The 20,448-nt window shown below is 61.4% G+C and carries 16 protein-coding genes and 1 pseudogene; 9 read left to right on the top strand and 8 right to left on the bottom strand.

Going from position 1 to position 20,448, the window contains the following annotated elements:
- Genes AB8B31_RS25540 through AB8B31_RS25530 form a run of 3 tightly spaced genes read right to left on the bottom strand, consistent with a single transcriptional unit; the run spans window position 1 to window position 4,926 of the window.
- Entirely contained in the window at window positions 1-495 is a 495-nt protein-coding gene (locus tag AB8B31_RS25540) for a hypothetical protein (RefSeq protein ID WP_439007546.1), read from the bottom strand.
- Entirely contained in the window at window positions 492-4,007 is a 3,516-nt protein-coding gene (locus tag AB8B31_RS25535; RefSeq protein WP_439007545.1) for a helicase-related protein, read from the bottom strand. The genes AB8B31_RS25540 and AB8B31_RS25535 overlap by 4 nt, the downstream gene beginning before the upstream one ends.
- Entirely contained in the window at window positions 3,994-4,926 is a 933-nt protein-coding gene (locus tag AB8B31_RS25530) for a helix-turn-helix transcriptional regulator (protein ID WP_439007544.1), read from the bottom strand. The genes AB8B31_RS25535 and AB8B31_RS25530 overlap by 14 nt, the downstream gene beginning before the upstream one ends.
- A 183-nt stretch (window positions 4,927-5,109) precedes the next feature.
- On the opposite strand from AB8B31_RS25530, the gene AB8B31_RS25525 reads away from it, so the two are divergent.
- From AB8B31_RS25525 to AB8B31_RS25510, 4 genes are read left to right on the top strand one after another with little or no spacing between them, the layout of a single operon-like run.
- The gene (locus AB8B31_RS25525; protein WP_439007543.1) at window positions 5,110-6,243 is read left to right on the top strand and encodes a hypothetical protein; all 1,134 of its coding nucleotides are present in this window, start codon (window positions 5,110-5,112) and stop codon (window positions 6,241-6,243) included.
- Between the two features lie 2 nt (window positions 6,244-6,245).
- A complete protein-coding gene (locus AB8B31_RS25520) occupies window positions 6,246-7,469 on the top strand; it encodes a hypothetical protein (protein WP_439007542.1) in 1,224 nt (407 codons plus the stop codon).
- Window positions 7,363-8,541, top strand: a complete 1,179-nt coding sequence (locus AB8B31_RS25515) for a Mov34/MPN/PAD-1 family protein (RefSeq protein ID WP_439007588.1) — start codon at window positions 7,363-7,365, stop codon at window positions 8,539-8,541. Before AB8B31_RS25520 ends, AB8B31_RS25515 begins: the two co-directional genes overlap by 107 nt.
- Window positions 8,538-9,698 carry a patatin-like phospholipase family protein gene (locus AB8B31_RS25510; RefSeq protein WP_439007541.1) on the top strand — a complete coding sequence of 387 codons (1,161 nt, stop codon included), beginning with the start codon at window positions 8,538-8,540 and terminating at the stop codon, window positions 9,696-9,698. The genes AB8B31_RS25515 and AB8B31_RS25510 overlap by 4 nt, the downstream gene beginning before the upstream one ends.
- Window positions 9,699-9,957: 259 nt before the next feature.
- Here AB8B31_RS25510 and AB8B31_RS25505 read toward each other — a convergent pair whose 3' ends face one another.
- The gene (locus AB8B31_RS25505) at window positions 9,958-10,740 is read right to left on the bottom strand and encodes a hypothetical protein (RefSeq protein ID WP_439007540.1); all 783 of its coding nucleotides are present in this window, start codon (window positions 10,738-10,740) and stop codon (window positions 9,958-9,960) included.
- Between the two features lie 421 nt (window positions 10,741-11,161).
- On the opposite strand from AB8B31_RS25505, the pseudogene AB8B31_RS25500 reads away from it, so the two are divergent.
- A pseudogene (locus AB8B31_RS25500) lies at window positions 11,162-13,516 on the top strand (hypothetical protein).
- Between the two features lie 452 nt (window positions 13,517-13,968).
- On the opposite strand, the gene AB8B31_RS25495 reads toward AB8B31_RS25500, so the two are convergent.
- A complete protein-coding gene (locus tag AB8B31_RS25495; RefSeq protein WP_018245388.1) occupies window positions 13,969-14,385 on the bottom strand; it encodes a UPF0158 family protein in 417 nt (138 codons plus the stop codon).
- A gap of 363 nt (window positions 14,386-14,748) precedes the next feature.
- On the opposite strand from AB8B31_RS25495, the gene AB8B31_RS25490 reads away from it, so the two are divergent.
- On the top strand, window positions 14,749-15,657 hold the full coding sequence (locus AB8B31_RS25490) for a nucleotidyltransferase and HEPN domain-containing protein (RefSeq protein WP_171820914.1): 909 nt from the start codon (window positions 14,749-14,751) through the stop codon (window positions 15,655-15,657).
- Window positions 15,658-16,177: 520 nt separating this feature from the next.
- On the opposite strand, the gene AB8B31_RS25485 is transcribed toward AB8B31_RS25490, so the two are convergent.
- Window positions 16,178-16,459: a DUF982 domain-containing protein gene (locus AB8B31_RS25485; RefSeq protein WP_026188665.1), complete on the bottom strand. Its 282-nt coding sequence runs from the start codon at window positions 16,457-16,459 to the stop codon at window positions 16,178-16,180.
- A 253-nt stretch (window positions 16,460-16,712) separates the two neighbouring features.
- Between AB8B31_RS25485 and AB8B31_RS25480 the strand changes: the two genes are divergently transcribed.
- The 3 genes from AB8B31_RS25480 to AB8B31_RS25470 all read left to right on the top strand — a co-directional run bounded on the left by AB8B31_RS25480 (window position 16,713) and on the right by AB8B31_RS25470 (window position 18,488).
- On the top strand, window positions 16,713-16,979 hold the full coding sequence (locus AB8B31_RS25480; protein WP_018245391.1) for a BON domain-containing protein: 267 nt from the start codon (window positions 16,713-16,715) through the stop codon (window positions 16,977-16,979).
- 130 nt (window positions 16,980-17,109) lie between these two features.
- Window positions 17,110-17,505 (top strand): DUF1236 domain-containing protein, encoded by a 396-nt coding sequence (locus AB8B31_RS25475; RefSeq protein WP_018245392.1) that lies wholly within the window; start codon window positions 17,110-17,112, stop codon window positions 17,503-17,505.
- A 101-nt stretch (window positions 17,506-17,606) separates the two neighbouring features.
- Complete coding sequence (locus tag AB8B31_RS25470; RefSeq protein WP_018245393.1) at window positions 17,607-18,488, top strand: DUF1236 domain-containing protein; 882 nt, start codon at window positions 17,607-17,609, stop codon at window positions 18,486-18,488.
- A gap of 441 nt (window positions 18,489-18,929) precedes the next feature.
- On the opposite strand, the gene AB8B31_RS25465 is transcribed toward AB8B31_RS25470, so the two are convergent.
- On the bottom strand, window positions 18,930-19,952 hold the full coding sequence (locus AB8B31_RS25465) for an extracellular catalytic domain type 1 short-chain-length polyhydroxyalkanoate depolymerase (protein WP_018245394.1): 1,023 nt from the start codon (window positions 19,950-19,952) through the stop codon (window positions 18,930-18,932).
- Window positions 19,949-20,404, bottom strand: a complete 456-nt coding sequence (locus AB8B31_RS25460) for an NUDIX hydrolase (protein WP_018245395.1) — start codon at window positions 20,402-20,404, stop codon at window positions 19,949-19,951. Before AB8B31_RS25460 ends, AB8B31_RS25465 begins: the two co-directional genes overlap by 4 nt.
- Between the last annotated feature and the right edge of the window lie 44 nt (window positions 20,405-20,448).

Genomic DNA, 20,448 nt, shown 5'->3' with positions numbered 1-20,448 from the left:
CTACACCGGAAAGTTAATTGTTGAGGGCATGGCCACCAGCTCAGGCCCTCTGGGAGGTTTGTCTTTGCGCCAGCCGCCTTTAACGGTCTGAACCGCAGAAATCGGCATCTTCTGGCTGTGTGGCAGTTCGGCCAGGTCCTTAACGTGCCAGAACACGGCCCAGTGGCCTTTATTGTCGGCGCCGTACTGGCCGGTGGTCGGCGGGCGGTGCTTCATTCCGAGGGGATGAGCGCCATTCCCTGTCTCCTGCGCGCCGACATACAGGCCGAACCATGACACGATGAAGCTGTCCTTGGCCGGAACGTCCTCGTGCGAGGGATAAATCAGAACCGGCACCGCCGCCCCGTTACGGAGTTCGTCCACCTTGCGGAAGAGCTCCCATTTGCGGGAGCCGAAGGCGACAAACCCTTCCGCGTCGGCGATAAGCTTCCCAGACTGGAGATGCTCCAGCGGAACGGGCGCAAGAATGGCGAACTGCGAAAAGGGAGCCGTCATCGGGGCGGCTCCGATCGCGCCAGCAGGCCGTCGAGATTCACCTGGATGGCGGTTATCCCGAACTCCGGCTCCTGCGTGAACGGCCTGCGGACGTACCGCGGCTCCCGGGCGAATCCATTCTCAACCTGGACAACGGCGAGAATGAATTTGTCGGGTTCGTGCAGCGAGGTGATAACCTCCTGCCGCGTCACCATGATGCTGTCGGCACCGTCGATACGGCCCTTCACCTCTATGAACCTGAGGTGTTCGCCGTTCGCCGCGAGCGAGGCGATATCGTAGCCGATCTTCTGGGCGGACACGTCGCTCGGCGAGTTGCCGAGAGCGCGCTCCGCCGCCATGACGGCATTCATGGCCAGTATCTCGATCTCCCGGCGCGCCGCAGGGTCCTCCGCGAAGCCGGCAGGCGCTCCCCCATTCTGTGCCGCCACTCCACCACGCGCTGCGAGCAGCCCGCGCGGTATCACAACCATGCCGCCCCTTACGCGGGGGGGCTGCGAGGAGATAAACTTCTCCTGTTCAAGCTGCATCTGACGGCGCTTGAGCCGTTCTGCCAGGTCCTCGGCCCGGCGCTCGGCATTCTGCCAGTTCAGGCGCGTTTTCTTACCGGCTTTCTCCTCCTCCTTCAGCTCGAAGGACCGGCTGTCCCAGTAATTGATCTCCTTCTTGAGGCGCGCCTTCACTTCCTGCTCGACCTTGTCGATCTCGGGGATGCGGCGCGCCTTCACCTCGGCAACGTGGCCTTGAGCCAGCTCTACCGTCGCAAACTGCACGGCGGTGCGCTCCAGGTCCGCCGTCAGCCAGGGTTCGTCCAGGCAATCGTTGACCAGCCTGATCTCGTCCGGCGTGGCCGGGCGGAGATTGAGGTGGGGCGCGATGCCGGCATTCGTCGTGCGGCCCTGCTTGTCGACGGAAGCGAACTGGAGGTTTTGCGAGATGATGTGCGGTTTGCCGGTGCTGGTCAGGCGTCCGTCCTGAACGCTGTGCTCAAGCAGGAAAATCGCCGCAAGCTCCGAGCCCATGTCCGTATCGTCGACAAGGACGGCGCCCTGCTTCATCAGCTGGTCGTAGTCCTCGCGGACGATGCTGATCACGGCCTCAAGAAGCGGGTGGCCCGGGCATACGAATGTGGCGACGGGCTGCTGGTTGATGGCGCTCTTCTCGAAACAGATGCGCTCATACTTTTTCTGAATGGGCGTGCCGCTGCCTGTTTGCCGGTCTCGTTCGCGGATGCGGACAGGCACATGAGTGATTTCCCATCGCCCTTCCTCCCGCTTTTTCAGACGCCCGCCGAGATGCTGAAAAGCCTCGACGAAAAAGCTCTGGATGTGATGCGGCTGCAGGCGCAGTGCCTCCGCCCGTTCCATCTCCAGGCGCAGTTCATGCACCCTGGCCTCGGGCATAGTGTCGTTGGTCAGGGCGCGGCGCTTCAGAAGCTCCAGCAGGTGCTGCTGATCGACCGCGCCGTCGACCTGCCGGAACAGGCGCGCGCGGACATCCTCCTGCTCGCCGTATTGAATGGCCTGGAAGAGAAGATCCTTGAGCGCGACCCCCTCAAACAGCTCCCCAAGGACGTCGTAGACCCTGCCGCCCAGCGCCTCGCGGGCCGCTTCCAGCTTTTCAAGCAGCCGCGCATAGACCTCGCCCTCGCGGGTGTCGGCGGCGACAATATTCCAGAGATGGCAGACCTCGGTCTGGCCGATACGGTGAACGCGGCCGAAGCGCTGCTCGATCTTGTTCGGGTTCCATGGCAGGTCATAGTTGACCATCAGATGCCCGCGCTGGAGGTTCACACCTTCGCCGGCGGCATCGTTGGCGATGAGGACCAGCATATCGCGGTCCTGCATGAACCGTTCGATGACCTTGCGGCGTTCCTCGCGCGTCACCCCGCCGTGGATGACGTCCACGGCTTCAGGATTGCCTAGGCGCGACCGCACCTTGTCGACGAGGTAGTGCAGCGTATCCTTGGGTTCGGTGAAGATGATGAGTTTGCGACGATTGCCGTGGCTATCGATCATCAAATCATCGTCGAGGATGCGATTGAGCTGCGTCCACTTGGTGTCTTCGCCGGAGCGAAGGACGCCCAGCGCCATCTGCTCCAGGCCATTGAGCGTTTTGACTTCGATGGCGAGCTGATCGATGGTCTCCGCCGTGGTCGCGCCGGTGGAGATGATGTCTTCCAGCTCGTCCACTTCCTCCTGTCCGTATTCCTCAATATTGCGGAGAACTTCGCTGCTGACGCCGGTATCGCCGATGGCGCCGCCCGGACGGCCGCGTACCGCAAGGCGCGCCTCGGCCAGTTCATTCTCCAGTCTCTCCCGCCGGCGTTTCAGCGACTGGTAAATGGCCGCCGGCGATGAGGCGAGGCGTCGCTGCAGAATCTGCAAGGCGAAGCCGACATTGTTGCGCTTCTTGTTGTCGCCGTCGGCAAACCGCTGCACCCGGTTCATCTCCGTCCGGACATAGTCCGTCACCGCGCTGTAGAGAGCCGCTTCCTTCGGTGAGAGTTCGTATTTGACGGTGTAGGCGCGGCGCTCGGGAAAGAGTGGACGGCCGTCAAACCGCAGCAGTTCCTCCTTCGTGAGGCGCCGCATCATGTCTTCGGTATCGGCGTAATGCACGCCGTCGCGGAAGCGCCCCTCGAACCGGTCCCCGTCAAGCAAGGCCATGAACAGCTGGAAGTCTTCTTCCTTGCCGTTGTGAGGCGTTGCCGACATGAGCAGGAGATGGCGGCAAATCTGACCGAGCCTTTGCCCGACCTGATAGCGCTTGGTGTATTTCACATCGCCGCCGAAATAGGTGGCGGACATCCGGTGCGCTTCATCGCAGATGATGAGGTCCCATTCCTGCGACTTCAGCAGCTTGTCCTGCAGCTCCTCGTTCCGCGCTAGCACGTCGAGGCGGACAATCAGACGATTATGGTCGTTGAAGGGATTGCCCGACCGCGAGGTCTCGATCATGTCGCGGGTCAGGATATCGAATTCCAGGTTGAACTTTTCTCCCAGCTCGTCCTGCCACTGTTCGACAAGACTGCCCGGCGCAACGACGAGGCAGCGCTCCAGGTCGCTGCGCGCGATGAGTTCCTTGATGAGCAGGCCGGCCATGATGGTTTTGCCCGCGCCCGGATCATCGGCCAGCAGGAACCGCAGCGGCTGGCGCGGCAGCATCTCGCCGTACACCGCCGAAATCTGGTGAGGCAGCGGATCGACGAGACTCGTGTGAATGGCCAGATAAGGATCGAAGTAGTGGGCGAGCTTGATCCGGTTGGCTTCGGTGACGAGGCGGAGAAGCCCGCCGTCGGCTTCAAACGTCCAGAGCCGGCCGCGCGCATCGAGCTCAAGGCGATGCTCGTCATCGCGATACAGCGTGCCTTCGGCAACGGCACCGTTCTGATCCCGGAACACGACATTGACGGCCTGCTGGCCAATCCAGTCGACCGATATGATCTGGACGGGCTGCTGCGGCACGACACCGCGAACGAACGCCCCCCCTTTAATATCTTTAAGCCGAATCATAAATACCCCTGCGCGCCGCCGCATTTTCCGTATTGTTTTCAAAGAATTCCGCGCGCGCCAGCGCAGTTTGCACGTCACTGAGGCTTGAAACAACTATATGTTGTCGTCTCGCTGGTTCTTTTGAAGCATCTCCCAATAGACCGAGTCGGCGAAGAACATAAAACAGCATAGCGTATCGCACCGACAGAACGCATTTTCCATCGATCATTCCATAATCTTTTGCCACAACAATCTGCTGGCTGGGCGTGAGATCGGGATGGGGGACGATCTCAAAACTGAAATATTCGTGCCAAAGCTTGTCCTCGTCCCCCGACGCCCTTGGCTCGTCCGATGCGCGGGCTTCCAGCGCCCGCGGCAGCAGGAAATCTTTGAACTTGCCGTCGATGTGGCAGAAGGCCCGCGCGTGCCAGCGAAAGCCGTCATAGCCGAAGGCATGGGGCGTAATGCGGCGCCAGACCGGGTCGGGCCGCTGCTTGCTCATGGACTGGTACAGGATTTCGATCGACCGGTGGTCGCGCACCGCTTCGAGCACGGCCCGTAACACGTCTGTATTGATGTCCCGCTTCGGGGTGAGGGCGATGTCGGTCTTCGGGGGATTGGCGATCCAGGACTCAACGGGCATCGACAGCCCTTCGCCCAGCGAGCGCAGCCGCGACAGGTAGGCATCTGGATCAGGTTTCAGAAAGCGCGGCTCGAAATCTTTGGCGGCGACGTAGCGCTTGCCGCTCTTGTCATATTCCACATTCCCCGGCGCGCGCTCCTGATAGAGCGAGAGGTCTTTCGAGGCCTGCGGCACCGACACGCCGAACACGTCGATGATGTCCGACCGGTTGACCCCGCCCTCCCAGAAAAGACGGAACTCGATGAATTCGAGCCGCTGCTCCACACCCCATCGGATGCCGGGGTTTTCATTCTCCATTGTGACCACCATAAAAGGGTATAGAAACTATATTGACATCAAAACTATACGAATATAGTTTCTTATCCCATCAGCAGGCCGTGGTCAACAAGATTCGGGGATTTTCCCCTCCCGTGACCGCCCGGCGCTGCCGCGACCAGCACCGAACCGTCCCGGCAGAGCTGCGGACCACAGGAGATGAATATGCCTGCGAAGCTGACCTTCCACGCTCTCGGCAATGCCGACTGCACCCGGATCGATTTTGCCGACGGCAAGAAGATGCTGGTCGACTATGCCGATATGCGGAACGACAACGACCCCTATGACAAGCGGATCGACCTTCCCGTCGAACTGAAGGCCGACCTGCGGGCCGCCGGCCGGGACAACTATGACGTCGTCTGCTTCACCCATCTGGACGACGATCACTGTTGCGGGGCGGGCGATTTCTTCTGGCTCGACCACGCCGCGAAATACCAGGGCGAAGGACGCATCAAGATCAAGGAACTGTGGGTGCCCGCGGCCGCCATCCTGGAGGATGGCTGCGAGGACAGCGCCCGAATTGTCCGGCAGGAAGCACGCCACCGGCTGCGGCAGGGCTACGGCATCCGTGTTTTCTCGCGCCCGAAAAAGCTGGCCGACTGGCTGGCGAAGCAGGGTCTCTCGCTGGAATCGCGGGCGCACCTCATCACCGACGCGGGCCAGGTCGTTCCCGGCTTTTCCAAGTACGGGACGGAACAGGCCGAGTTCTTCATCCACAGCCCTTTCGGCTGGCGTCAGAACGAGAATGGGATTGTTGACCGGAATCAGGACAGCGTCGTCTTCCAGGCCACGTTCCTCGAAGGCGGCCGCGAGACCTATGCGCTGTTCATGTCGGACATCCACGCCGACTCCATCGACCAGATCGTCCTGAACACAAAGCGCCACGGGCGTGAAGACCGCCTGCTGTGGGACATTTTCAAGGTCCCGCATCACTGCTCCTACACGGCGATCGGCTGGACCAAGGGCGAGGATGAAACCGAGCCCACGGAGCACGTCGAGTGGCTGTGCGAGACGCAGGGGCGCGAGCGCCACATCATGGTGTCGACCAGCAAGCCGATGCCGCTCAAGGGGACGGATGAAGACGCCGATGTCCAGCCGCCCCATCGGCAGGCCGGCAACTACTACAAGGAGGTCGCGCGCCGCGCCGACGGATCGTTCAAGGTGACCATGGAATCGCCCTCGACGGCCCGCCCTAAGCCGCTCAGCATCGAGGTCACGGGCCGCGGCGCGCAGCTCCTGACCGTCTCGGCCGTGGCCGGCGCGGCCAGCATCATCTCCACCCCGGCGCGGGCGGGCTGAGGATGACGGCAGCGCTTCATCCCTGGTGGCCAGCTTTCGGGCAGCCGGTGGCACCGGACGCGGTCGCGCCCGATGCCGCGCGGGCGCTTATCGCGCATGTCGCCTCCGGCCTCGTGCCATCCGTCACGCTGGTCGCCGCGCGGCAGTCCAACGATGGCGCACTGGCAGCGCTTCACCTCGACATCGAGGTCGAGCGCCCGCAGGACCTGGCCGCGCCGATCCGCGGCGTGGAGCCGGTGGCCGTGGTCTTCGGGACGGGCGGCGAGCAGCCGGCGGTCCTGGCGCTGCGCCCTGATTTCCCGGAAACCATGCACCAGAACTGGACGCCGGACGACACGCCGCGTGCCTTGTGCATCGACGACCGGCCATGGGCGGAAGCGCGGCTGGCCTTCACGCCCGCGGACTTTATCCGTCGCATCCAGCTCTGGCTCGCCAAGGCGGCCCGCGGCGAGCTTCATGATACGGCGCAGCCGCTGGAACCCCTTTTCTTCCGCAACCCGGCGACCATCATCCTGCCGGCGGCCGCCCTGACGCCGGCCGACCTTCCTGCCGAACTGGTCGGCCATCTCCGCAATGAGCACGAGACGATCATCGTCACCGAGTTCGTGCGGCCGGGCGGGAACAGCCCTGATCCGCAGTTCGTGGTCGTCCCCTTGCGCGCCGCGCCGCAGGGTATGCAGCGCCTGCAGCACGCCCCGCAGACGCTGGATGCGCTTGCGCGGCAGCTGCAGGGCTGCGGGATCGATCTTGGCGTCGAACTCCGCGCCCGCGTCATCGAATGGGCCGGGCTTGATGCCACGGCCGTCCGCCGCCTCCAGGCGCGGATCGCCCTTGTGATCGCCTTCCCGGTCGCCGGGGACGACGGCCGCCAGGCCGACGACCTGCGCGCTTTCATCACCCACGATTCCGCCGGAGATGTCGGCGTCGCCCTCGGCGTTCTCGCGCGCAATGACAGCAATGTGGGCTCAGGCAGCGGCTATGTCAGGATGGTCGGCGTGGCTGCCGGCACGGCCATGCCCGGCCTTCCCATCTCGCCCGCCGATGTCCATCTGGGATTTGACCGCGCTGTCGGCGCAATGATCAGTGGGCAGGCCCAGCCTGACAGGCGTCAGGCCCAGCCTGACAGGCGGCCGCTGCGTCCTGGTCGGTGCCGGCTCGCTGGGATCGCAGCTGGCGGTCAACCTCGCGCGCGAGGGCCGGTTCGACTGGACGATGATCGATCATGACAATCTGCTGCCGCACAACCTTGCCCGCCATGCGCTCTACCCGATTGATGTCGGCAGGTCCAAGGGCTTGGGCCTGGCGCACCGCGTCGGCGCCTTGCTCGGCGAGCCGGTCAGGTTTTTTCAGGCGAATATCCTCCATCCGCGAGAAGAGCTGGCCGCGGATATCGACGCCGCGTTGGCCGGCGCGGAGATCATCATCGATGCCTCGGCCTCCGTCGCCGTGTCGCGGCATCTTGCCGATCTGCCGCGCCCCGGCGCGCGCCGCCTGTCCGCCTTTTTCAACCCCGCCGGAACGGCGGTCGTGCTCCTGGCCGAAGGCGCCGATCCGGACATCACGCTGCGCGACCTGGAAGCGCAGTATCACCGCCTCGTCCAGACTGATCCGCAGCTGGCGGCACACCTTCAGGCCGAGGCCGGCATCCGGTACAGCGGCTCTTGCCGCGCCGCGACGAACCGCATCCCGGCGGCGCGGGCGGCGCTGCTGAGTGCGATCGCTGCGCAGGCGATCACCGACGCGCTTTCCACCCCGCAAGCGGCCGTCCGCGTCTGGACGCTGGGCGACAACCTTACCGTCAGCCTGTCCGGGCAGCCCGGCTCTCCCATGCGCCGGATCGCCCTCGGCGACTGGACCGTGTCGTACGACCAGGAACTCGCGCGCCAGATTGCCGCTCTTCGTGCGGCGGGCCTGCCGCGTGAAACCGGCGGCGTTCTTCTGGGGATCACCGACACGAGCCGCCGCGCGGTTCACGTCGTCTTTGCTTTACCGGCACCGCAGGACAGCACGGGGAGCGTTACCGCTTTCGAACGCGGCGTGTCGGGGCTGGCGGCTGCGGTCACGGCCGCCGCCGAACGGTCGCTGTATCAGGTCCGCTATGTGGGCGAATGGCATTCCCATCCGCGGGGCTCGTCAACCGGCCCCAGCGCCACCGACATCCGGCAATTGTGCTGGCTGACCGAGGAGCTGGAGAGCGAGGGCGTTCCGGCCCTGATGGCTATCGCGGGGGATGATGGACAGCTGCTTGTTCTGCTCGCGGGCAGGGACATCCAGCTCCCCGGCGGAGATGCCGCATGAACGATATCACCTTGGCGCAGGACATCCAGAGCCTGTTCGCGGCCCACGCCGCACAGGACGATTTCCTGCAGGCCGGCAAGCTGGAAGACACCATCGGCCTTTGCCTGTCCGGCGGGGGTTACCGCGCGATGATTTACCACGTCGGGGCCATTATTCGCCTCAACCAGCTCAGCTTCCTGCCGCGTCTCGCGGAGGTCGCCAGCGTCTCCGGTGGTTCGATCACCGCCGGCCTGCTGGCGCTGCGCTGGCCCGCCCTGCGCTTCGATGACGATGGCCGCGCGGTCAATCTCGATGAGCTGTTTGTCTCGCCCCTGCTGCGTTTTGCCGGCAAGGGGATCGATATCAAGGCCGCCCTCTACGGTCTGCTGCCCGGCTGCAGCGCCGGTGACAGCCTTGTCCGCGCCTATGACCGCCATCTCTTCGAGGGGGCGTGCCTGCAGGACATCACCGATTCCCCGCGCTTCACCTTCATGGCTACGAATCTGCAAACCGGCAGCGGCTGGCGCTTCGGAAAGAGCTACGCGGCCGACTACCGCGTGGGCCTGATCGACAGGCCGGTCATTCCGCTGGCGCGCGTCGTTGCGGCATCGTCGGCCTTCCCCCCGATCCTGTCACCGGTGCGTATCGACCTGTCGGGCGAGTCCGTGCGGGGCACGGCCGGCGCCGACCTCCACCGGGCGCCTTTCACCACGACCGCCGTTCTTGCCGATGGCGGCATCTATGACAATCTCGGTCTCGAACGCGTATGGAAGCGGTGCCGGACCATCCTGGTCAGCAATGCCGGCCGCACGATCCCGGAAGTCGGCCGCCCCTCGGGACGCTGGATCGGCCAGATGTTTAGGACGCTCAGTCTGATTCAGCAGCAGGCCGAGCATTCCCGGCGGCGCATCCTGTTCGGCATGGCCAACCGGGGACAGCGGCAGGTCGCCTACTGGAGTATCGACGCGGCGCCCGCCCACTACGCCGTGCCAGACCCGCTCCCGCTCTCCGCCGAGGAGGCCGCGGCGGCCGCCGCCCTGCGCACCCGCCTGAATCCCTTTTCCGATGACGAGCAGCGCCTGCTGCTCAAATCCGGCTATGCCGGCGCCGACGCTTCGCTGCGCGCCCGCGGCCTGGCGCACAATCAGCCGGTGGCCAATTTCGATTTCCTGCGCTGACGATACCGTCAAGGTCCGCCGCGACTGCGGCCCGGATCTGTATAGATCATGCTATCGGTCAGCCTGCTTCGTCTGGAGCCGTCCGTCACCCTCACCCGATGAGGGCGGCGGCGGAAACAGCGAAGCAAGGGCCTGCTTTGGTGGTGGCTCCCGAGCCCTCCTGATCCTTGCGCGAAGGATCGTCACCCGCGCGGGACGAGACCCTGCAAACGGGATCGGCGAACAGGGGCTCGGGGCGAAGCCTAGAGCCTCGTCCGGCCTACGCCTTCGACTTCGCCTTCGGCTTCGCATCCGCAAGGCGCACGCCATATTCCCGCTCGATCATTTCGACGACCTTGGCCAGTGCCCTGAAGATGCTGAGTTCGTTGCTGCCGAATTGATATCGGCCGGTGATGAGGACTTCCGGCGGAATATCGTAAACCGACCAGCGCTTCACGACCTCATCGCCATCCAGAAACTTCACCGGATAGCGGAACGACCGGCCTTCGCCCTGCCAGACGCCGCCGGGGCCGTAGTTCTGTATTTTGCTGTTGTAGCATTCGTTGCCGATGATCTGTTCCATTTTCACCAGCAGTTCACTGATCGGACCGATCTGGGCCTTGACCTCTTCTGTGTGGAGGTAGGTATTGACGCCGCTGACCACGGCATCGCGCTGGCTGCCATAATCAGCCGGGTGCTCCCGTGCGGTTTCCGCCTTCAGCTTACGTATCAGCGCCGGCGGGACTTGATCGAAATCCTGCTGCAGCTCCCGAAACGCGGCAACCTCGCCCTCGACAATCGCCAGCCGCTCTTGCCAGCTTTCCGTCGCCTCGGCGGCGCCGTCGATGATCTTCTGTCTGACAGACGCGGCTGCGCCAAATTCAACCGCCTGCAACGCTATGTACGCGGCAATCTCCTCATCAACGGTATGCTGAACCATGTCCGCATCATCATCCCAATAGTCTTCAGTATATTTGCGAATAGCGGCAAGGATGTCTTTGGGAACCTGCTTTGAACTCATAATGACCCCGGCTGTTTTCCATTGGTAATAGGCACGACACACCCGCTGCGCCTAGGCGGGTTTGGCTGACAAATTTCCGACCTCTCTCACATTCATCTCCCACACGTACCCTGCCGCGCCTGCTCCGCCGCGAGGACCCGATCTCTTACAGCACACCACACGCCCGAAACTCCCCCGCGCCATCATCTCCCTAAGCCGCAACTCGCCGACAACCGCCGCACGCCTGCGGCGTCTCATCGAGCATCTTCGGCGGCCGGCCGCCGCGCCATGACGAGCTCGACAACTCCAGCAGCTTGGAGGACATTCGGCGCCCGCCTAGCTTACGCTCCATGATAGCGCGTGCCATCGCCGGCCGGCCGCGCTCCTTGAGGAGGCCCGACCGGAGGGATACATGATTTTTTAAAGGACAGCTTTTATTTCCGCTCGCCCTCGGCATTGGGGCCGATAGCTATGGAATGCGAGCATGCCAAGACAAGATGTTTCCTCACGCCATTTTCAACGAAAAATCTCAGACTTCTGCGAGGTGCGGATTGCGCCGATCGCATCGAAACAGGTCCTGGCGAACATCCGGCCTTATCTCATCAGCCTCATCATCTACCGCAAGTCGCCGCCTTTGCTGAATGGCCGTGTTGACTGGATGACGATCGCGAAAGCCTGTGGGATCGAGGACGAGATGACAGCGGAGCTGAAAAACCAGCTGCGCCCCTGTCTCGACGCCATCCTCCGATGGCTCCGCCTGCCGCCCGCGGCCGAAGACATACGGCATTCAAAGCAGAAACGAAAACCGACCAAGCCCATTCAACGGGCGCCAGCACCGACCGCATCCTCCACCCGCAAGCCGCAACGGCCGGGCAGCGACAACCCCCGGCTCAACCCACCTCAGCATCGCCAGGTCCGCAGCCGAAACCGATCCAGGAGTTTCCCGAACCGCTGTTCGAGGCGGCCGACGATCCAGAGAATTTTCGGGACGCGCTCGTCTACCAGATGCGCCGCTTCGGCGACAGTTATTGGCAACTCTATCGCGCAATCATTCGTCTCGGCGAGACTTTCGACCACAAGACGCTGTTGTCGTGGATGCAGGGCGAACGCGCGCCGAGGTCCATTGCCAGCTTCGATATCCTCGCCCGCATCGAGCGCCGCTACCGACTGACGCCGGGATATTTCAAGGCCAAGCTTCCGCATCAGTCCCGCTCGATCAATGGTCACGATCTTGGTGATATCAGTCCTGCCGAGCGGCGGCGATTGGCCTGGCATCTGCCGGATAATTTTGGCAGCCTGCCGTTTTCCAAGCGCGAGGAAATCCTCGACTGGGTGCGTCGCGTCATCATCTCCGGCTCCACCGATTATCGTCGATACCAGGCGGCGGCCAGCAAGCAGCGCTATGCCATCCGCTTTCCCGGCATCACCTATGGCGGCGGATCCCTGTCTCCGCGATCGGCCGTGCTGACCAGCGGCGCCAACCGCAGAGAAGAAGAACCCTTCGAGGATCCGGACCTTCTTTCCGGCGTGGTCGACGCGCCGCCGCGGCTGGCGATGGAGATGGCGGACCTGCCCGGTTCAAGACCTCGACACTGACGGAGATCGGCTTTCAGCGCAACGGTGTTTGGGGCGAGGAAACGGCATCGCAGAAGGTCGAGCATCTCGGGCTGATGTTCGGGGCTCTCGCCGCCTCACCCGCCGGCATCGTCAAAGGCCGCGGCGTGACACTCAGCCAGCTAACCTTCGGTCTGCTGATCTTCCCGGGCGTCTGGGACTGGTATCTGCAATGGCGCGAGCAGCGGCGCGGCTTCTACACCAAATGGGAAGAGGATATGCTGATGGTGGCGCAGGCCCTCACCCGTGCCGAGGTCGGCTGGATCCGGCAGCATCCGGAGCTTCTGAAGAACGTTCGCCCTATCAAGGGCTGATCGCGCCAGAGGAGATCGAATTCGCTTCACGCGACTGGCACGGCGCCTGCGGCGCGTTTCATCGGCATGCCGCCAATCGCTCCAAGGAAGTTCAACGGGTCATGCGCGTGCATCGCGATCCGTTCGAACCGATCATGGTGATCCTGGAGGCGGACAGGCCGCTGGCCGAATACCGCAAGGTCACCGACGAGATCCTGAAGCGCATGCCGGACGAACATCTCTATCCGCGGCCGGCCGCCGAAGCCGTCCGCTCCTTCCTTATGCTTCGGCTCGGACTTCATCTGGGACTGCGGCAGAAGAATCTTCGGCAGCTGCTTCTCTGCCCGCGCGGCCATTTTCCGACGGCGGAGCGGCGGCTGGAAGACATGAAGTGCGGCGAACTGCGCTGGAGCGAGCGCGAGCGTGGCTGGGAAGTGCTCATCCCCTCGGTCGCCTTCAAGAATTCCGGCTCGTCCTTCTTCGGGCAAAAACCGTTCCGGCTGATCCTGCCCGATCTGCTCGACCTCTACCACTACCTGGACGCCTATATAGACCGGCATCGCGGTGTGTTGCTCGCCGGCGCGAAGGATCCCGGCACCCTGTTCGTGAAGACGGTCAAGACGACTAGCACCGACGCCGCTTACGACTCAACGACCTTCTATGAGGCCTGGCGGACCGTCATTCAACGCTATGGGATCTACAACCCGTACACCGGTCGCGGCGCCATCAAGGGCCTTTTGCCGCACGGGCCGCACAATGTGCGGGATATTCTCGCGACCCATATCCTCACGCGGACAGGATCATACGAGCAGGCGAGCTATGCGATCCAGGATACGCCGGACGTGGTGCAGCAGCACTATGGCCGGTTCCTGCCGCAGGACAAGGCGGCGCTCGCGGCAAAAATCCTGAACCAGGTTTGGGAGGCGGCATAGGCCGGAACGGGGCGTTTGCCTACAGTACCGGTCCGCTCAGTGACTCGGCCGAGCCTGCCGCCGACGCGCGGGCAGGTTCGGTCTGCCTCGATTGCACGTGGTCTCATTCTGCGCGGCCGTGATCGCCAACTTGGCGCAAGCTGGTGACGTTTGCGCCTCATTAACCATCTGAATTAACGATGTTATTTTCTGTCGCGGAAGCCATCTCACCCCTAATTTCCGTCACTGATAACGGCCTGAACCGTGATAGGTAACCATCGATAAGTACCGGTTATCGATGGCTATGCTGGCAAATTCAGCAATTTGTATTTGCTCAGAGTCGATTCGTGAGTCAAAGAGCAATAGAGATTTCCGTCGCACGACGTTCGATTCATGCCACGTGACGCAGTAAACTGTGCGGGAAACACTTCAGGCTCCTGTTCGCTGGGGGCCAGTCGGATCCTGAGCCAACCTCAACCACTGACTTCGATGTCGTTGTCGTCGCACCAGGTCCTCAAAGCCTCTTCCGTGGCCTTCCTCTCGAATGCGTACCACCGATCGATGGCGTGCCTCTGCTCCAACAGGTCCTTGAAGCGGGCATAGGCACCCTCCCGGCTGAAGATCTCCAGAACTTTATCGCTATCGCCGGGCAAGTGGTGGCGAGCGAACTTCAGCACGAGCGGCTTGCCAAGATCCAGTTCTTTCTTCTCCGGAATGCGGATGTATTCTTCGCTGTCCTCGATGTCAGGTATTTCCTCAACATCGTCCGCCCAGTCCGAATGCCAGTAGATCTTGCCTGTCTCCTTGCATAGAAAAGCCGTGTTTTCGCCGATTCCGACGGAGCTCACGAATTCGAACGCGTCCAGAAGCTCGCTGAAGTCCACAGCCATTCCCGTCCTGCCCCTCACCAGCCTGTCGTCGCAAGATATAACTCGGTCCCAAATCGGGCGCAAACGTGGGCGTCTCCCGTGCTTGCAATGGGAGAACTGCTTGCGCTCCGCCTGCCTGCGTGAAGCCGTTAGATCGAAAACGTGCGATGAATGAATCGGGAGGTAAAGCCAAAGCGACGCCGCCGTCCGCCAGGGTCACCTCGGGGAGTGTTTGCGTCGACCTGCCCAGGGATCGGCATTCATGGTCACCTTCGATCAACGCGATCCTCGAAAGGACGCGATCTTAGATGTGGATTACTTCCTGTAGATTGCCTCTCAAAACTGCGAGTAGACGCTACGAAATCTTTCGCCTATCGATTGCTCATGAAATCGTCGCTTGATCATATGCCGCTTCGCAAGCATCGAGAGCTCGGCCGGGTCCTCGAAATCCTGCATGAGGAATTCGAGGACGCGCTGAAGGAAGGCACGGCCGACTTCAAGAAGCGCGGCAGGATCCTGAAGATTCTTCTGTTCGGCTCCTACGCCAAGGGCGGATGGGTGGATGAACCCTTCACCATGAAGGGGTATCGCTCCGATTTCGATCTCTTGATCATAGTCAACAACCGCAAGCTCTGCGAGTTCGCCGAATACTGGCACAAGGCAGCGGATCGGCTGATCCGGGACAAGTCGATCGAAACGCCGGTGAGCTTCATCGTCCACTCCAGACGCGAGGTGAATACCTACCTTAAGGAGGGGCAGTATTTCTTCTCGGACATTCGCAAGGAGGGCATCGTTCTCTATGAATTGGACGATGAGCCACTGGCGGAGCCCGAGCCGCTTTCGATAGAGGATCGGCTTCGCGTCGCGAAGGAGCATTTTGACCAACGGTTTCGAGCGGCAACTCGTTTCTTGGAAATAGGCCACTTGGCGATAGATCGTGGATATGCAGAGAATGCTGCTTTCGAACTTCATCAATCCCTCGAGCAAGCATATTCTTGCGTTCTGCTCACCCTCACCAACTATGGCCCGCCATCGCACAACATCAAGTTCCTTCGCTCACTCGCCGAGGAGCAGGACCGCCGGCTGGCCGAAGCCTTTCCACGTGATCAGCACAAGGAACGCGCTTGGTTCAATACATTGAACGAGGCCTATGTGAAGGCGCGCTATTCGAAACATTACGAGATCAGCGAGGAGGCGCTGATTTGGCTCGGTGAGCGGACGACCGTCCTGCTTGAATTGGTCGGGGCCGTTTGCTCCGAGCACCTCGAAAAGCTCAAACACGACAGCCACTAGCAGTGGTGTGGCTCACGTTACTGATCGGTGAAATCGTTTGCCCTCAGTACGCCCCGGGTCGCGATAGGTGGAAGGCCGAAGGCTAGATCCAAGCTTAAAGATGGCTTCAATTGGCCCGAGGGTGAACCTACGCCTGGGCTGAATTTCAAGCGTCATCCGACGACATGGATCCAGCCATGAGGGCTCCTTTGCACCGCCACATCTGCTTTTAAAAGAGAGAATCCGTCGCGAAGATCGAGCCCAATCCACGACCATTTCGTGTGGGGTCGCCGGAAATCTGCTCCAAATCTAGACCTGACCGGTGATTTCAATAATCCGTTTGGATGAGAGATCGTGCCCACTGTGCCGCGTGCAGTTCCATGGAGAAACTCCGGTTGCTCATCATGGAAGGCGATCACGGATTGGGGCGGCGAGGACAAGGTGGGAGCGGAGCAGCGGTTACGGTCCGATCATCTTAAACCGAAATAAAAAAGGCCCTGCGACGACAACACTGGCGCCGACTGTCGGCAAAGGTTTCCCGTCAGCGGACGACGGCAATCACCGGAATTCCGGCTTCCTCCGCAGCGCGAAGGAGTGCGGTACGCGCTGCCTTTGCTGGGATATTACCTTTAATGGCATCGAGACATGTTCTTACCGCCGCGATGTATTCCTTGCCATCGTCTGTCGGCCAGGCGGCGACAAGAGCCTCGGCAACCTCACGGAGTGATCGTATCAGCCGATGCTTTTCTTGTCCGCTCATCACAAGCATCAGGGGAGCGAAATCTTCGCTTCTATGCCAATCCACTATACCGACCGTTTGCACGAATAGCCGCCTTTATTCCTAAAATGCGACGCCGGACATGGATCGGCAACGCTTCACCAGGGAGGTTCTGACTGGATACAGCAACATCGCTAAAACCTCCCTGGTGTCCTTTCAACAAGGATGAGCAAAATTTAAGTCGGATAGCGCCGAGTGGAAGACGGACCTAAGTCGGACTGGCCGGCCCAGGACCTGCTTCTCATATCAGGCTTGAGGTAACATGAAGTTCCGTGGAGGGGCGGAACAGGAGGAGAGTATGAAGTTCGGCCCCAATAGTCATGAAGACCGCTGTTCGGAAGGCCACAGTGCGGCCTCCACTATCGCAACGATATCAGCAGCTCTTTCCGTCGATCCTGACATTGACAGCAGTGCCATCGAGATCAGGATGCTTGGCCCCGTCGTTCTGCTCGAAGGCTACATAACAAATGCTCCAGACCGCGACAAAGCCATCTCAATCGCAGCGATGATCGTCGGCCAGGAAAACGTCCAGGACCGGATGTTGAGCCGTTTCCCCATGCAGTAGTGGCGGTATCCATACGGGCTGAGACCAAGGTCCGATGTAGCCCCGGCACGAAGTCCCAGCTCTGGAACAGTTTTTCTGTTTGACGGTTTCGCCCTCCACCGGAACCAACCGCGTCAAAGGAGAAAAACAGATGAATATCAAAGCAGTAGGAATTGCCGCCAGCATCCTGTTGGTATCGACGTCAGCCTTCGCGCAGTCGTCAACGGTGACAGGTGCGGTAGGCGGAGCTGCCACGGGCGCGATTGTCGGTGGTCCGGTGGGTGCTGCTGTCGGTGGCATCGTCGGCGGCGTGGCAGGCAGCGTCATCGATCCGCCGCCTCAGAAAGTGATCACTTATGTCCAGCAGGCTCCGGCCCCGACCGAACGCGTCGTGGTGAAGGAGAAGGTGGTTGTAGGACAGCCCCTGCCGGAGACCGTTGTCGTGACACCAGTCCCCGATGATCCGAAATATGCATACGCGATCGTCAACGATCAGCGTGTGATCGTCGAACCTTCTTCCCGAAAGGTCGTCCAGGTCATCCAATGACCGACGGACCGGCTTAGGCCGTTTTTCTAACAGTGAGGGCACGCATGCGACGCATGAGAATGCGAGGCGGCATCGCGTGCCCGAATTCTCGGAGATTGATCATGAAAAGCAACCATCTCACCATGCTCATGGCAGCGTTGTCACTGAGCGTGTCGCCCCTTGCAACATTGCCGGCAGCAGCCCAGCAGGACACCAAGAGCAGCGGCCAGGCCCAATCCGGTTCTCAGACGGGCACGGACTCCGGTTCGCAGTCCGGCTCCAGCGCCGCCGGAACCGGCACCGACTGCACCCCCGACGCGTCGGGAGCCTGCCCGCAAGGCAAGGGCCAATCATCGCAGCAGAAATCTGGCCAGGGCTCGGATACCCAGAAGAGCGCCGAGCAGCCTTCCCAGGACAAGTCTTCGACGAGTGGAAGCGCCTCCGGCAAGGCTTCGACGGAAACCAAGCCTGGATCGCAAGACGCCGGTAGCGGCACGACGACCGAACAGAAGCCCACCGCCAAGTCCGGCACCACCGATAACAGCGGCGCAGCCACTTCAGGTACGAAGAGCAGCACGCAAAATGCCAAGCCTGCAGAGGGCACGGATAGCGGCACCCCCACGCAGAGCGGTGATGCGTCCAAACAGTCGACCGATCAGAATTCGTCGACGACCAACAAAAGCTCGTCTGAAACAAACGTCAATAACAATAACACGACAAACAATCAGACGAACACCAAGACCAACGTCAACATCTCGGTCGAGCAGCAGACTGAAATTCGCACTGTGGTGAAGGAGGTCCATGTCGAGCCGGTGAAGGAAGTCGACTTCACGGTTTCCGTCGGGGTGAAGATCCCGAAAAAGGTACGGCTGGAACCGCTACCGCCGCGCATCGTGAAGATCGTTCCGCAATATGAAAGCTACCGCTTCTTCATCCTTGCCGACGGGCGGATCGTCATCGTCGATCCTTCTGCATTCACCATCGTCTACATCATTGCGGCATAACCGCCAGCGCCTCGGCGGCCATCCGCCGCCGGGGCGCTGTGCGAAATTCCGCGCGCGGTCAGCACGGTATGGGCAATCTGGCGTTGGAACATCGAAGGTGGCACGATACGAAAGCTCGGTACACAGGACCTATTATCCGAGGATTTGTATCATCTTCGTATGGCGAGGAAAGGTGCCCGATCGAATAGGATGCCCTGGTTCGGGGCTCAAAGCAGGGGGACAGGAAGCGATCACGCGTTATGTCAGCGTGGGCGGCGTGGTTGGCCGAAGCCCCATGGCGGACGGGCGCCTATAGCGAGGGGTTGCAGGAGGGCGCGGGTCACCAGCAGTGTCAGCTGTTCGAATGCAAGCCTGGCGTTTCGTTGCCCGCGGGACGGTGTATTCGTAGCACCCTTCCTGGGAGCGAATTTGCCAGCTACCGCCGAACTTGCTGCAAGCTGCTTATATTCGAAACCTCGACAAACCCCACAGCCGCATCATCTCCGCTGGAGCTGAGATTTCAACCGGGATCACGTAGGGGTCTCCAGATCGTAGCGCGGTGACGCTCTTGCGCTTCTTGATCGGAAGCCCGTGGCCCATATTGGCGACCGAATAGAGGGCCACTTTCAGCTGGCCGCTCATCTTCCACGACTGCAACCTGCCCCAGGGTTTTTCCTCCAAACGGCCGCTGCTCTCTCCAATGCCTTGGACTTCGAGCCACTGGGCAACACACGCGAGCGCATTGACCGGCTTGACCACCCGGTCTTCCATGCCCTGCCAGATGGTTATCGCAGGCCATGCCTTGGCTTCCGGGGAAATCTCAGCGATGGGTCGTCCCCATCCGCCTAGTGGCGGCATCGCACCTGACTTCATCGCGCGCAGGGCCGACATCGCGTCACGGGCAGATCCGAATGGCATGCCGGCGATGATCGCGGCGCCGGCAAACAAGGAGGGATAGTTAGCTACAAGGGCGCCCGTCATCGCCCCGCCGGCGGACAGCCCAGCGACGAAGATCCTCGAACGGTCAACGCGATGTCGCTCACATATGTGCTCGATCATCTGCTTGATTGAACGCACCTCTCCGCGGTCTCGAGCCACCGCGCTGGGTCGAAACCAGTTGAAGCAATTTTGCGGATTGTTTGCTCTCTTCTGCTGCGGATAAAGAAGAACGAAACCGCGTTCTTTCGCGAGCTTGGAGAAGCCGGCCGCGGCATCCAGGCTTTCGGGAGTCTGATGACAGCCATGAAGCAAGACGACAAGAGCGGGGTTCTTCGGCAGCCGCGTCGTCGGGACAGAGGATTTCATCACCAGGCGGCCCGGATTGCTTCCAAACGCGGTTGTCTCGACTAATATCGGTTTCGGGGGACGGGATGTTTTACGTTTCGTTCTGCCTCGGGTCGCTTTGACAACTTTCTCGATCTGCTTGCTGATTTTCTTTTGGGCTCTGAGGGCCTTTAACAGCGATCTGCCGAAACCGAGCTTCATGGGTCCAGGTTCTCAACCCGCGACAAGAGCGTTCGCAGACCTGGCTGGGCGGCGTCGCGCACGGCGTCTTTCAGTCGAAACCATCGTGTCTTACGAATGCTTTTCTCGGGAAACTCGTCCGCGATCCTTAAAACCTGCAGAAGATGGACGGCCACCTGGTAGTGGTTGGGACCCGTGTCCTTTCGATACGAAAATGAACCGAACACGGTCTCGTCGACGATGCCGACCACTCCGGCTTCCTCGAACGCCTCTCTTAGCGCCGCAGCGCTGCTGGCTTCACCATCTTCGACGCGCCCCTTTGGAATGCCCCAGCGGCCGTTCCGTCGGCTGCCTACAAAAAGGATATCAAGTCCACCGCCTTCGGTCCTACGGTAGCAGAGAGCACCAGCCTGCGCGACATCGCGACCAAACAGGGTTTTCGTAAGTTCCGCCTGGGCGTCTTCGTTGAGCATTGTCCGCCTCCGGTTCGAAGCCCGCGCAAGCTAGCTGGGAGACT

This window comes from Rhizobium sp. 62_C5_N11_2, assembly GCF_051811185.1.
Lineage (GTDB): Bacteria > Pseudomonadota > Alphaproteobacteria > Rhizobiales > Rhizobiaceae > Rhizobium > Rhizobium leguminosarum.
This window is presented reverse-complemented; position numbering and strand designations above follow the sequence as displayed.

Bases quoted from the DNA above. Each gene is read 5' to 3' on its own strand.
- AB8B31_RS25535 (WP_439007545.1), bottom strand. From the start codon at position 4,007: ATGATTCGGCTTAAAGATATTAAAGGGGGGGCGTTCGTTCGCGGTGTC.
- AB8B31_RS25460 (WP_018245395.1), bottom strand. From the start codon at position 20,404: ATGCTCAACGAAGACGCCCAGGCGGAACTTACGAAAACCCTGTTTGGT.
- AB8B31_RS25495 (WP_018245388.1), bottom strand. From the start codon at position 14,385: ATGGCTGTGGACTTCAGCGAGCTTCTGGACGCGTTCGAATTCGTGAGC.
- AB8B31_RS25475 (WP_018245392.1), top strand. From the start codon at position 17,110: ATGAATATCAAAGCAGTAGGAATTGCCGCCAGCATCCTGTTGGTATCG.
- AB8B31_RS25520 (WP_439007542.1), top strand. From the start codon at position 6,246: ATGACGGCAGCGCTTCATCCCTGGTGGCCAGCTTTCGGGCAGCCGGTG.
- AB8B31_RS25465 (WP_018245394.1), bottom strand. From the start codon at position 19,952: ATGAAGCTCGGTTTCGGCAGATCGCTGTTAAAGGCCCTCAGAGCCCAA.
- AB8B31_RS25525 (WP_439007543.1), top strand. From the start codon at position 5,110: ATGCCTGCGAAGCTGACCTTCCACGCTCTCGGCAATGCCGACTGCACC.
- AB8B31_RS25480 (WP_018245391.1), top strand. From the start codon at position 16,713: ATGAAGTTCGGCCCCAATAGTCATGAAGACCGCTGTTCGGAAGGCCAC.
- AB8B31_RS25470 (WP_018245393.1), top strand. From the start codon at position 17,607: ATGAAAAGCAACCATCTCACCATGCTCATGGCAGCGTTGTCACTGAGC.
- AB8B31_RS25530 (WP_439007544.1), bottom strand. From the start codon at position 4,926: ATGGAGAATGAAAACCCCGGCATCCGATGGGGTGTGGAGCAGCGGCTC.
- AB8B31_RS25540 (WP_439007546.1), bottom strand. From the start codon at position 495: ATGACGGCTCCCTTTTCGCAGTTCGCCATTCTTGCGCCCGTTCCGCTG.
- AB8B31_RS25510 (WP_439007541.1), top strand. From the start codon at position 8,538: ATGAACGATATCACCTTGGCGCAGGACATCCAGAGCCTGTTCGCGGCC.
- AB8B31_RS25490 (WP_171820914.1), top strand. From the start codon at position 14,749: ATGAAATCGTCGCTTGATCATATGCCGCTTCGCAAGCATCGAGAGCTC.